The organism is Arthrobacter ginkgonis (genome assembly GCF_039540195.1).
GTDB lineage: Bacteria > Actinomycetota > Actinomycetes > Actinomycetales > Micrococcaceae > Zafaria > Zafaria ginkgonis.
This window is the reverse complement of sequence record NZ_BAABEO010000009.1, coordinates 106,310-118,725: the sequence shown is the minus strand read 5'-3', so window position 1 is coordinate 118,725 and position 12,416 is coordinate 106,310. Positions and strand designations below refer to the sequence as shown.

General features: G+C 66.9%; 10 protein-coding genes. 6 read left to right on the top strand and 4 right to left on the bottom strand.

All coding sequences use genetic code 11. The annotated features are described in order from the left end of the window. Positions 1-18: 18 nt before the first annotated feature. Genes ABD912_RS07125 through ABD912_RS07115 form a run of 3 tightly spaced genes read right to left on the bottom strand, consistent with a single transcriptional unit; the run spans position 19 to position 3,587 of the window. On the bottom strand, positions 19-1,845 hold the full coding sequence (locus ABD912_RS07125) for an ABC transporter permease (RefSeq protein WP_345149607.1): 1,827 nt from the start codon (positions 1,843-1,845) through the stop codon (positions 19-21). An 11-nt stretch (positions 1,846-1,856) separates the two neighbouring features. Then, positions 1,857-2,405: a nuclear transport factor 2 family protein gene (locus ABD912_RS07120; RefSeq protein ID WP_345149606.1), complete on the bottom strand. Its 549-nt coding sequence runs from the start codon at positions 2,403-2,405 to the stop codon at positions 1,857-1,859. Between the two features lie 42 nt (positions 2,406-2,447). Beyond that, positions 2,448-3,587 (bottom strand): ABC transporter substrate-binding protein, encoded by a 1,140-nt coding sequence (locus tag ABD912_RS07115; RefSeq protein WP_345149605.1) that lies wholly within the window; start codon positions 3,585-3,587, stop codon positions 2,448-2,450. Positions 3,588-3,898: 311 nt separating this feature from the next. Between ABD912_RS07115 and ABD912_RS07110 the strand changes: the two genes are divergently transcribed. From ABD912_RS07110 to ABD912_RS07085, 6 genes are all read left to right on the top strand, one after another. Further along, on the top strand, positions 3,899-5,464 hold the full coding sequence (locus ABD912_RS07110) for a GMC family oxidoreductase (protein ID WP_345149603.1): 1,566 nt from the start codon (positions 3,899-3,901) through the stop codon (positions 5,462-5,464). Continuing rightward, positions 5,464-6,930 (top strand): aldehyde dehydrogenase family protein, encoded by a 1,467-nt coding sequence (locus ABD912_RS07105; RefSeq protein ID WP_345149602.1) that lies wholly within the window; start codon positions 5,464-5,466, stop codon positions 6,928-6,930. The genes ABD912_RS07110 and ABD912_RS07105 overlap by 1 nt, the downstream gene beginning before the upstream one ends. After that, positions 6,927-7,511, top strand: coding sequence for a MarR family winged helix-turn-helix transcriptional regulator (locus ABD912_RS07100; protein WP_345149601.1), 585 nt, complete (start codon positions 6,927-6,929; stop codon positions 7,509-7,511). The genes ABD912_RS07105 and ABD912_RS07100 overlap by 4 nt, the downstream gene beginning before the upstream one ends. Before the next feature lie 360 nt (positions 7,512-7,871). After that, complete coding sequence (locus ABD912_RS07095; RefSeq protein ID WP_345149599.1) at positions 7,872-9,299, top strand: amino acid permease; 1,428 nt, start codon at positions 7,872-7,874, stop codon at positions 9,297-9,299. A gap of 153 nt (positions 9,300-9,452) precedes the next feature. Continuing rightward, positions 9,453-10,787: an MFS transporter gene (locus ABD912_RS07090; protein WP_345149597.1), complete on the top strand. Its 1,335-nt coding sequence runs from the start codon at positions 9,453-9,455 to the stop codon at positions 10,785-10,787. A 135-nt stretch (positions 10,788-10,922) separates the two neighbouring features. Then, positions 10,923-11,435 carry an SRPBCC domain-containing protein gene (locus ABD912_RS07085; RefSeq protein WP_345149594.1) on the top strand — a complete coding sequence of 171 codons (513 nt, stop codon included), beginning with the start codon at positions 10,923-10,925 and terminating at the stop codon, positions 11,433-11,435. Positions 11,436-11,542: 107 nt separating this feature from the next. On the opposite strand, the gene ABD912_RS07080 is transcribed toward ABD912_RS07085, so the two are convergent. Next, the gene (locus tag ABD912_RS07080) at positions 11,543-12,373 is read right to left on the bottom strand and encodes an amidohydrolase family protein (RefSeq protein ID WP_345149592.1); all 831 of its coding nucleotides are present in this window, start codon (positions 12,371-12,373) and stop codon (positions 11,543-11,545) included. Between the last annotated feature and the right edge of the window lie 43 nt (positions 12,374-12,416).

Below are 12,416 nucleotides of genomic sequence, written 5' to 3'. Positions count from 1 at the left end.
GATCGAACGGTGCGTCAGTTAGTGGGAACCGGCCAAGCTGGGCTGGTCCGCGGCCGGGCTGCCCGCCACGTCGGCAGGCCGCCCGGCCCCCGGCGCCGGTGTGCCGGCCGTACCGCCGTGGACACCGCCGTCGCTGTTTCCGCTGCGCGGCGCCCATTTCCTGGTGGCCCGGGTCGAGAGCTTGCTGATGGCGAAGGCGACCGCCGCCACCAGCAGGAAGCTTGCGATCAGCAGCAGCGCGGCCGCAGCGGCAATCGGCGCCTTGCCCTCGACGTAGCGGCTGTAGATCTCCACGGACAGGTAGTTGTTGCCGGCGGCCGAAAGCAGCAGCGGGGTGGACAGGACTCCGCAGATGACCACAAAGCAGAGCAGCCAGCCGCTGACCAGGCTCGGCAGCATCAGCCGCACGAGCACGTCCCAGATGGCCCGGTACGTGGATGCTCCGGAAACCCACGCCGCTTCCTCCAACGACTTCGGGATCTGCGCCATCGCCGCCGTGGTCGTCCGGCTGGCCAGCGGAATCGTGGCCACGAAGAGCGCGAAGACCATGATCGCCTGAGTGCCGTAGAACTGGTTGAGGAAAGGCACGCCCAGGAACAGCCACAGCACGCCGAGCGCCAGGATCAGGCCCGGCATCGCCAACCCGAGCCACTGGCTGTACTCGATGAACCGTGACAGCGCTCCGGCCTTGAACCGCGCGGCCCAGGAGAACGCCGTCGCCGCCAGAACGGCCAGCAGCGCGCCAAGCATGGCGGTGCCGATGGTGTTCCAGTAGGCGGCGACCATCCGCGAACTGCCCAGCACCTCCTCGTAGTTCTCCAGCGAGAAGCCGCTGCTGGCGCCCAGGAAAGGCGAGACGGAGACCCGGAGCAGCTGGATCATCGGCAACACGATGGTCAGCAGCGCGAAGACGACGATCAGCACGGTGAACAACCAGCGCCAGGCACCGACGTCGCGGCGCAGCACCCGCGATTCCTTGCCGCCGACGGTGACGAAGGCACGGCGGCCGAGCACTTTGATCTGCACGAACACCAGCGCCAGCAACACCACCATCAACAACACGGAAATCGAGCTGGCTTGGGCGAACAGCGGGCCGGTCGAGTTGGACAGGTAGGCGTAGATCTCGGTTGGGATCACGAAGATGCCGGCCGGCACGCCCAGGATCTGGGGTGCGTCGAACGACTCCAGGAAAAGCACGAAACCCAGGATCATTGCACCGGTGATGGCCGGCGAGAGGATGGGAATCTCGATCTGGAAGAACGTACGCAGCGGGCTGGCACCGCTGGTGCGGGCGGCTTCGTCAAGTGAACGGTCCATGGCCATGAAGGGGCCCAGCAGCAGGAAGAACTGCAGGGCGACCAGGCGCAGCGAGGACACAAAGACGATCCCCCACCACGACTCCGTGTTCAGGACACGTGCCCCGTCGCCAAAGGCCGTCGCCAGCCACTCGTTGAGCATCCCCACGTTCTGGTTCCCCAGCAGGCCCCACGCGATCGCGAAGAACAGCCCCGGCGTCGCGATGACAATGAACATGATCACCGGGATCGCCTGGCGCAACGGTGCGTTCGACTTGGTGTAGATGGTGGCGAAGGTCAGCGCCAGAACCGTCGAGAGGGCAATCGTGGCCACCCCCATGACGACTGTCTGGGCCACGACGGCGTGCGTATCGGAGGACGTCATGACCTCCATGAACATTCCCGCAGTGAAGGTTCCCGCGCTGCCGAACATCTCGGTCTTGAAGGCGCCTTGGACCACCATCAGTGCCGGTGCGACGAAGCACACCAGACAGACCAGCGCAATGGTCCATTGCGGGTTGCTTGCGGCGTGCCGCAGGCGCTTGAGCATCGTCTCTCCCCCTATACGGATGCGGTGTCCCGGTCCAGATAGCCGCCGCCGATGACGCCGCCCTCCGGCAGGGCGGCCAGTTCGTCGTCGGAATCCGGACGCAGCACTCGGAACCAAAGATCGGTGATCTTCCATTCGCCGTTGATGCGGGCGTAGTGGCACTTGTACTTGCCTTCAGTCCACGGCCCCCACACCCGCATCATCCCGAAGGAGGTCCGGAACTCGCACTGCATGCGGTGCCAGGTCCATTCCCCGTAGGCGGCGTCTCCCGAAACGGTGATCGACGGCGAGGAGAGCACGTAGCCGTCCCGGCTCTTCACCACATCTTGCAGATCGGACTTGAACATCCCCGCAATGGCCTCTTGGCCTTTGTGTTTGCCGTGCAGCCTGATGTCGCAGACCGCATCTTCGGAGTAGGCACTGGCCACCCCCGCCCAGTTGCGGTCCGCCAGATCCCTGACGTACTGCTGCTGGAGCTGTTCGATCTCCTTGGTGGACTCGAGTTCGTCGACTTTTCGCTGCAACTGTTGGACAGCGGCAATCAGGTCTTCTTCGGTCATGGTGGCAGTGCCTTTCTGGTGGTTCTGCGGCGAGGAGCTGTTCTACTTCGCCGTGATGGACTTGAACAGCTCGCCGTACTCGGTCATCTTTTCCCTCATCACGGACTGTTCCGGGAGTTCAACGAACGCGGCGTCGGCAAGCGAGGGCCAGCCGTGCGGCGATGTGAGGGACTCGTCCTGGTTGATCGGGAAGTTCCCGGCCTCCAAGGTCTTCTCCTGCGCTTCAGCGGTGTAGAGGAAGCTCAGCAACAGCTTGGCGGCGTCGGTGGAGGGGGCTCCGTCGGCGAGCATCCATTTCTCCGTGGCAATGACGTTGTTCTCATCGAAGAACTGGACCTCGACGGGGGCTCCGTCGCGCTTCGCGTTCAGCACGGAGATGGTGGCCGACAGCGGCTGATAGGCGAACTCGCCGGAACTGATTGACTGCAGCGCCAACTGGTCCTGCGCGACCACCTTGGCGTTCGCACCGACGCTCTTCAGCCAGGCCTCGTCGACGATGCCGGCTTGCAGCAGAGTCGTCGACACCGTCATGGTGCCGCCCGGGATGGACGGGTCCATGAAGGTGAGCTTGCCGGCCCATTCCCCACCGGCCAGGTCGGCCCAGGACGCGGGCAGGTCGGATTCCTGCAGCTTCTCGGTGTTGTACGAGGAGGCGAACATCAGGGCCCAGGGAGCATAGTAGAAACCGTCCGGGTCCTCGATCTGGTCCAGGCTGATCCGGCCCGCGGCCCACTCCGGCATGGAGAACGCCACCGGCTTGAACTTCTGGGCAAAACCCTGGTCGGCGTATCGGTCCGCGTTCGGGTTGGAGAGGACGTCGACGACGCGCTTGCCGCTCTGGCGCTCGGCTTCCAGCTTGGTCTGCAACTCCGCCCCGACATACGTCTCCGGCGTGATGGTCAGTCCCGGAAACCGCTCCTCAAAGGCTGCATAGATCGCCTTGAACTCGTCGTGGTGTCCGGCGTAGATGGCCACGTCCGTCTCGCCTGATTCGATCGCCGCGTCGTAGAGGGCCTGCATTTGCTGTGCCTGGCTGCTGTCGATCTTCAGCGGCGCCAGATCCAGATCCGCCCCGGATGTAGCGCCGCTGGGACCGCCGCAGGCCGTGAGGAGCAGGGCGCAGGCCGCGGCTCCGGCGATGACGGCTGGGGAGAGGTGTCCGATCCTGAAGTTCAGCTTCATTGGTGTTTCCTTCGTGTCGCACGACGACGAGTCATCGTGGTGGTCGGCGGTGGCCGCAGGGCCCACTGGGAGATTCGGGCGCCGCGGGAACAGGATCATTCAGTCAGAAGCAACTAACTTGGTCAATAGTTAGTTGCATATTTCCATGACGTAGAGCACACAAAGGCCCAAGAACTCGTGAATTGACGGGAAAGTTGCACACAACCCCTGATCAGATGTAGTCAAATATCAACCTATTTTTCGGCTACAGATGGTCTAATCGGTGATAGGTTCCCTGTGATGTGAACCACCCGCTGCAGAACGGATACAGGATGAAAGACTGGAACTACATCGTCGTAGGTGCCGGCAGCGCCGGTGCCCTGATCGCATCCCGGCTAACTGAGAACCCCGCATGCCGCGTCCTGCTCATCGAGGCCGGTCCCGACTGCCGCGTCGCCGACCTGCCCAAGGAATTCAAGGACCGGACCAAAGGGCTCGGGCTGGCACTGGAAGCCCCCCGGAACCACCTAAATCCGGAATTCTACTGGCACGGCATCACCGCAACCCGGGCCAAGGGCCAGGAGCCGTTCCAGTACCGCCGCGGCCGCGGCCTGGGCGGCAGCTCCCTCATCAACGGGCTCTACGCCATTCGTGGAGTGCCCGATGACTTTGCCGAATGGGAACGCCTGGGCGCCGAGGGATGGGGACCGGACGCCATGCTTCAGGCCTACCGCCGGATCGAAGACGAGCACGATTTCCCGGACCGCCCCTTCCACGGCGCCGGCGGCCCCACTCCCGTCTACCGGGAGCCGGAGTCCGGCTGGGGCGGCGTCGACAAGGCTCTCAAGGAGGCAGCGGTTGACGCCGGCTACGGCTGGAGCCCGGACCACAACGATCCGGACAGCAGCGGCGCCTCGCCGATGGCCATGAACATCCGCCACGGCGACCGGGTCTCCACCAACCACGCGTACATCGAGCCCGCCCGGGAGCGGGCCAACCTGGACGTGCTGGGCGACTCCCTGGTCGACAGGGTGGTCTTTGACGGCTCGACCGCCGTCGGCGTCGTCGACGCCGACGGTCGGGAATACCGCGTGGCCGACGGCGGCGAAGTCCTTCTCTGCGCCGGCTCCACCGCGTCCCCCGCCATCCTGATGCGCTCGGGTATCGGGCCCGCAGAAGACCTGGCGGAGTTGGGCATCGAGCTGCGGGTGGACCTGCCCGTGGGCCGTGGAGCCCAAGACCATGCGGTGGTCTTCGTCGAGCTTCCCGTCACGCCCGGCGCGCAGACCTGCGTCGGCAACCGTCCCACGAACGTCGTCGTCCGCTATTCCTCCGGCCTGCCGGGCGGGCGCACCAACGACATGATGATCCTGGCTACCAACCACAATTACTGGTTCGGCAAGGACACCGCCGGCCTGGCCGTTTCCATCGAGCAGCCGCTCTCGCGGGGCCGGATGCGGCTACGCTCCCCCAACCCCGCCGATGACCCGCACTTCGATCTCGATTTCCTCGCTGATCCGCGCGATCTGGCCCGGGCCCGGGACGGGCTCGAACGGGCCCGTCGGCTGATGGACCATGAGGCCTTCCGCCGGATCGCCACCGGCGATCCCACGTGGCCGCTGGATGACGCCGAGATCATGGCCACCGTCAAGGACACCATGCACCTGTCCTGCACTGCCCGGATGGGCCCCCCGGGCGATCCCGACACCGTTGTCGATCCCCGGTGCCGCGTCCTCGGCGTCGAGAACCTGCGCGTCGTCGACGCCTCGATCATGCCCACCATCGTCAGCGCCAATACCTATTTGACGGTTCTGGCGCTGGCCGAGGTCTTCTTCGACAAAAATCCCGAACTGCCCTCCGGCCCACGGGCTGCAGTCCTGTCGGGAGGCGGTGCCTGATGCCCGCCGCCACTGCTGCCGCAGCGCACGAGACGGTCCGTGGGCTGACGCTCAAGGCCGGCCATCTGATTGGCGGCCAACTGGTGGACGGCACCGTGCCAGCCACCGTTACCGCGCCGTGGGACCACGGCCTCGCCGTCGAGTACAACCAGGTGACGGTTGACGATGTGGCCCAGGCCGTGACCGCGGCACGGAACGCCTTCCGGACGCTGCGCCAGGCCGGCGGACAGCCCAAGGCGTGGCTGCTGGCCCTCGCCGACCGCATCGCCGCTGAGCAGGAGGACTTCGCCACCCTCATCTGCTTCGAGAACGGCAAGCTGCAACCGGCAGCCCGGGCCGAAGTGGCGGGGTCCGTGTCCAGCCTGCGCTACTGGGCCACCCTGGAACCGGCCGAGGAGGTCATCGACTCGTCCCCGGACCACGAGACGCGGCTGGTCAGGTCCCCCTTGGGCGTGGTGGCCGCCATCACGCCCTTCAACATGCCGCTGTTGATGATGGTGAACAAGATCGGTGCTGCGCTCGTGGCCGGCAATACCGTGGTGTGCAAGCCCTCCCCGCACACTCCCCTGACCGCCCTTCACCTGGCCCGGGTGGCCTCCGATGTGGCGCCACCGGGGGTGATCAACATCGTCTGCGGCGGAGACGACGCCGGCCCCGCCCTGACCGCGTCCGACGGCGTCGACATGGTCACCTTCACGGGCAGCGTCGGTGTCGGCAAGGCGATCATGGCCACTGCGGCCGGCACCCTCAAGCGCGTCCAGCTGGAACTGGGCGGCAACGACCCGGCCATCGTGTTTGCCGATGCCGACCTGGATGATGTGGTACCGAAGATCTTCCAGGCGGCCTTCGGCTCTTCCGGGCAGGCCTGCGTCGCGGTCAAGCGCGTCTATGCGCACCACGGCATCACCGACGAGGTGGTCCGCCGGCTTGCCGAGCTGGCCCGGGCTTCCAGGCCCGGCACCCCCTACACCGACGGCGCGACCATGCCGACACTGACCACCCGCGCACAGTACGAGACGATGCACCGGCTGCTCGGGGATTCCCGGCAGCGGGGGGCGGAGATCGCGTTCGAGGGGTTCAGCACCGACAACGGTGGCTTTTTCGCCCAGCCGACCATCGTCGCTGGTCTGGGCAGCGGCGCCCCGCTCGTCGAGGAGGAACAGTTCAGCCCGATCCTGCCGGTCATCCCGTTCGCGGCGACCGGCGAAGTAGTGGAAGCGGTCAACCGCAGCCGGTTCGGGCTGGGGGCGACCGTGTGGACAGCCGATTCCGCCACGGCGCAATACTTGATGGAGCAGTTGGAAACCGGCATGGTGTGGGTCAACGGGCTCGGCCGTCCCAACCCCGCGGTTCCGTTCGGCGGGGCCAAGGAAAGCGGGGTCGGCCGCGAAGGCGGGCAGCCAGGGCTGGATGCCTTCGCAGAACTCAAGAGTGTGACTTTCTACAGCAAGGATCTAGGCGCATGAGCCTGCAAGACATCCGGCATGGAGCCGAAACCTCGGGGTCGGGAAACGGCATGGGCTATCGACGGGAAACCACCGGGGACCGCTTCAGCAAGTTCGTCGAGGCCGCCGTGGAACGTGCGGCACCGGTCGTGGACGTCGAAGACCCCATGGTGCTCAAGCTGAGCCTGATGCTGCGCAAGGTCACCCAGCTGATGGCCGATGACGCGAACCGGCAGGTCCACCAGCCCGAGGGGTGGACCCAAGCCAACTTCCGTATCTGTTTCGCCCTGTGGGTTTCCGGCCCCATGCCGCCGCACCAGATCGCGGCGGCAGCCAACATGAGCCGCGCGACGGTCTCGGCCGCCATCAAGAAAATTATCGAAGGCGGGCTGATCAGCAAGGAGCCTTCCACGGTGGACCAGCGCTCCACCGTGCTGCGCCTGACTCCGGCCGGCGAGGAAGCCGTCGTCCGCACCTACCGGTCGCACATCGGCCTCGAGCACGAATGGCTTCAGCCGCTGACGGACACCGAGCGCCTTCTGCTCTTCATGCTCCTTGAAAAGCTCCTCAACGGCCCCGCGGCGCAGGAGGTGCGGGGGTAGGGGCCGCCCCCGCCGGCATTCCCGGCCAACGGCGGCACGCCGGGCGGCGCCGGGGGTGCCGTTGCATCTTCGTGGCCGGGCCTGCGCGGCCCCAGGAGTGAAAAGATTCCACACCGGCCATATGTCCCCGTTTCGAAAAAAGGTCCAGAATCGAAGCATGTGAGGGCGGACACCCCTCCATGCGCCAAAACGCCTTGTCCACGGCAAGAAAGCGATGTTTATTCGAAGACTGAATTGTGCATAACCACTCAATTAGCCTCCTGAATTTAGCCATCTGCACATCACCCCTCCCCCCATAGCGCACCTAGGGTGAGGGGCGGTTTAAATCAAGAGATGCGTCTCCCACACCAGAAGCGGCACATGAATTCACAACCAGAGCTCCAGAAATCCCTGAAGCCCCGCCACCTTTCCATGATTGCCATTGCCGGCGTCATCGGTGCGGGGCTGTTCGTTGGTTCCGGTGCGGCCATCCAACAGGCCGGACCCGCCATCCTCGTCGCCTATGCGGCCGCCGGCCTTGTCGTCGTCCTCGTCATGCGCATGCTTGGCGAAATGGCCGCCGCGAACCCGGAAACCGGTTCCTTCTCCGCCTACGCCGACAAGGCGCTTGGCCGCTGGGCCGGGTTCAGCATCGGATGGCTCTACGCCTGGTTCTGGATCATCGTGCTGGGCATCGAAGCCACCGCCGGCGCGGCGATCATGAACCGCTGGATGCCCGGCGTCGACCAGTGGGTCTGGGCCCTGATCCTCATGGTGCTGCTGACCCTGACCAACGTCTGGTCCGTGAAGTCCTATGGCGAGTTCGAGTTCTGGTTCGCCTCCATCAAGGTCACCGCGATCATCCTGTTCCTGATCGCCGGAACCGCGGCCATCCTGGGCCTGATCCCCGGCGTCCCCGCCCCCGGCCTGAGCAACCTCACCGGCCAGGGCGGCTTCATGCCCAACGGCGCAGACGCGGTCCTCGCCGGCGTGCTCGTCGTCGTCTTTTCCTTCTTCGGCGCGGAGATCGCGACCATCGCCGCCGGCGAGTCGGAGCACCCCGTGGACGCCGTCAAGAAGGCCGTGAAGTCCACCGTCTGGCGCATCCTGCTCTTCTACATCGGTTCCGTCGCGATCGTCGTGACCCTGCTCCCGTGGAATGACGCCTCCGTGGCGAAGAGCCCGTACGTTGCCGTCATCGAACTGTTCGGGATCCCGGCCGCCGGCACCATCATGGACGTCGTGGTCCTCACCTCGGTGCTCTCATGCCTCAACTCCGGCCTCTACACCGCGAGCCGCATGATCTTCTCCCTCTCCACCCGCGGCGACGCCCCGAAGGCCTGGAGCCGCATTTCCAAGCGCGGCGTGCCGCTGGCCGCCGTCCTGGCCTCCACCGTGGTCGGCTTCATCACCGTGGGCCTGAACTACATCGCCCCGGACACCGTGTTCCTGTTCCTGGTGAACACCTCCGGCGCGATCGCCCTGTTCGTGTGGCTGGTCATCGCGACCTCGCAGCTGGTCCTGCGCCGCCGTACGGAGGCCTCCGGGGTGGAGATGCCGCTGAAGATGTGGCTGTTCCCGTACCTCACCTGGGCCTCGATCATCGCGATCGTCGCCATGATCGTCGGCATGCTGTTCGTGGACGCCACCCGCGAATCGCTGCTGCTGTCCCTGCTGCTGGGGGCGGTCGTGGTCGGCATCGGCCTGTGGCGGTACCGCCTGCACCACCCGGCGCCGCTGGAGCACGACGTCGAGGTCCGCGCCGAACTGCTGGAAGAGGACGCAGAAGGCCACTCCCACAACGCCTAGCCTTCCCGACTGGCTGCCTTACTCAGGGCCCCGCCGCTCCCCACCGGGAACGGCGGGGCCTTGGGCCGTTAAGGGTTCCCCAGTCCAGCGGGGACAGGGGGCACTCGTCCTGTTCGCCAACCCCCGACGGGGACGTCCCCGGGTAGGGTGCTGGTGAAGCCGAATGTTCCGGCCCCGACACCCACCGCTTCCGAGGAGGCCCCCTCGCCCCGCCATCCAGCATCCGCCCCGACCCTCGCATGGGTGGTCGCCGGCATCGTGGTCCTGGCCCTGAGCCTGCGCGCGCCGATCATTGCGCCGACCGCGGTGATCGGCGACATCAAGGCCGACACAGGGCTCTCGGCGGTCGGCGCGGGCCTGCTGACCGGCGTGCCCGTGCTGCTCTTCGCGCTGGCCACCCCGCTGGCAACCAGGACCATCCGCCGCTTCGGCCCCGAGGTGGCCGCCGTGCTGTGCCTGGCCGGGGTGCTCGCCGGCACCGTCATCCGTTCGGCCGGCCCGGCCGCCGTCGTGCTGGCCGGCACCGTCATCATCGGCGCGGCCATCACGCTGGGCAACATCGCGGTCCCGGTGCTGATCCGCCGCGACATTTCCCCGAGGCGGGTCGCCGCGGTCACCGGGGTGTACACCGCGGTCATGAACGTCGGATCCATGGCCGTGCTGCTCGGCACCCCGCCGCTCGCCGATCTGCTCGGCTGGCGGTGGGCCATCGCCGCGTGGGGAATCGTGACCGCCGCAGGCCTGGCGTGGTGGCTGCCCCGCGCCCGCCGCCGTGCCGCCGGCACGCTCGCCACGGAGCAGGCCGACGCCGAGTCCCCGCTTCCCGCGGACCGGAGGCCGACGGCGGGAGCCCCCGCCGCTGGCGGGCCCGGTACAGGTGGACCCAGGACTGATGGTCCCGGGGCGACGGCGCGGACGGACACCGCGCGCATCCGGCGGATCACCGTCCTGCTGGCGCTGGCCTTCAGTGGCCAGTCCGCCGCCTACTACGCCACCACGGCGTGGCTGCCGCTGCTGCTGTCCGAGACGCGCGGGCTGGGCCCCGCCGAGTCGGGCGCCACCGCTTCGCTGTTCCAGGTCTTCGCCATCATCGGCGCCCTCGGGGTGCCCCTGCTGGCGGCACGCACGAAGATCTGGGTTCCGACGGCGCTGGTGGGGCTCTTCTGGGTGGTGCTGCCGATCGGCCTGCTCGCCGCGCCGGAGGCGTATGCCCTCTGGTCCGCCGCCGGGGGCATCGCCCAAGGCGGAGGATTCACCGCCGTCTTCTCGATCGTGGCCATGGTCATGCGCAGCAATGCCGAGACGGCTTCCGCCTCCGCCCGCATCCAGGTTAGCGCCTACCTCACCGCCACCTGCGCGCCGCCGGCGGCCGGCTGGCTCAACACCGCCACCGGCGGTTGGACCGCCCCGCTGCTCCTGGTTCTCGGGGCCACGCTGGCCTACAGCGTCGGTGCGCTGCTGGCGGCCCGCATGGCCGAACGTTCCTAGGAAGTCGCCGCCGAATCGATGGCCATGGCGGGCCCCGGCTGGTACGGTCCCGGAGGAAGACCCACTCACCGAGGCAGCCGGCGTCGGACCCGACCGCCAGCGCCTCGCCGACCACCGGGAGCCGTGGAACGCGCCATGACCGAACGCACCGAGATCACCGGCACCGTGACCGACATCGACGGCGAAGCCCATCTGGTGCTGACCCGCACCCTTGAGGGGCGGGCGTCCGACGTGTGGCGCGACCTCACCGACTCCGACCGGCTTGAGCGATGGATCGGACGCTGGGAAGGGGATCCCTCGAGCGGGAGCGTGCAGTTCTTCATGACAGCCGAGGCCGAGGATCCCCAGCCCGAGCAGTACACGATCCTCGAATGCGACGCACCCCGGCGGTTCGCCGGCCACACGTCGGTCGAAGGCGGCGCGTGGCACCTGTGGTTCGAACTCGCGCAGGCCGGCGGCGCGACGACGCTCACCTTCGGCCAGCGCCTGAACCCCACCGACGACGTGGGCTCGATCGGGCCGGGATGGGAGTACTACCTCGACCGGCTGGAGGCGGCGCGCGCCGGCAGGGAAGCCTCGGCGGTGGCCTGGGAGGACTACTTTCCGGCGCTGCAGCCGGCCTACCTGCGGCTTGTTGCCGCCGGCTAAGGCCCTGCCGGTCCGGGTACCCGGACCGGCCGAAGGTGCGGAAACGGCAGCAGGATCAGTGCTCCGCCGGCACGCACTTCACGGGGCGGTACGCGGCAAGGCCGGGATCAGTGGCCGAAGCCGAGCAGGCGGCGCGGCGTGTCCCACAGGACGGCCCGCCGGTCGGATTCGCTGGGGAAGAGTTGCTCCGTCAAAGCCATCAAGGGCCCATAGTCCTGTCGCTGTGGTGCACGCAGAAACGGCCAGTCGGATGCCCAAATGCAGTTGTGCGGCGTGAAGGCGTCAATCAGTACCTGGAGCTGGTGCCTGACGTCCTCGAACGGGTAGGGCTGGTGGGAGAACTTTGCATAGCCGGAAATCTTGATGCTCGCCCGGCCGGTGCCGGCGAGGTTGAGCAGCGCCCGGAAGCCTGGACGGTCCAGGCTGTCACCGGGGGTCGGGCGGCCGCAGTGGTCGATCAGGATGTTGACCGGGATCTCTTCGAGCCAGGGCATGAACATCAGCAGGTCGTCGTCCTGGACCTGGATGTTCGCGAACATGTCCAGTTCGGCCAGTTTCTCGATCAGCGCCCGCGCATTCCGGTAGTGGTCCAAGCCGTCGAAGGTGGGGTTGATCGCCGCGCCGACGATTCCCTGGTCCTTGAGTTTCCTCAAATCGTCGAGGCTGACGTCGTTCGGAATGATGGCGATGCCCTTGAAACGCCCCTCGCCATGCCTGATGGCATCGAGGATATAGCTATTGTCGGGCCCGTATCCGGAGTTCGGCTGCACCAGCAGCGCATGGTGGACGCCGTAGGTTTCCATCACCTGCCGCAGTTGGGCCACCGTACCGAGTTCCTGACCAGCCGGGCGATATGCGACGGACTCCCCGTAGGGGAAATTGACGGGATCGAAGATATGCGTGTGGCAGTCGATCTTCGGCTCGTCAAAAATGCTCATGTTTCCTCCGCCAATGGTCCGCGCGAACAGCCTGGCACGGATC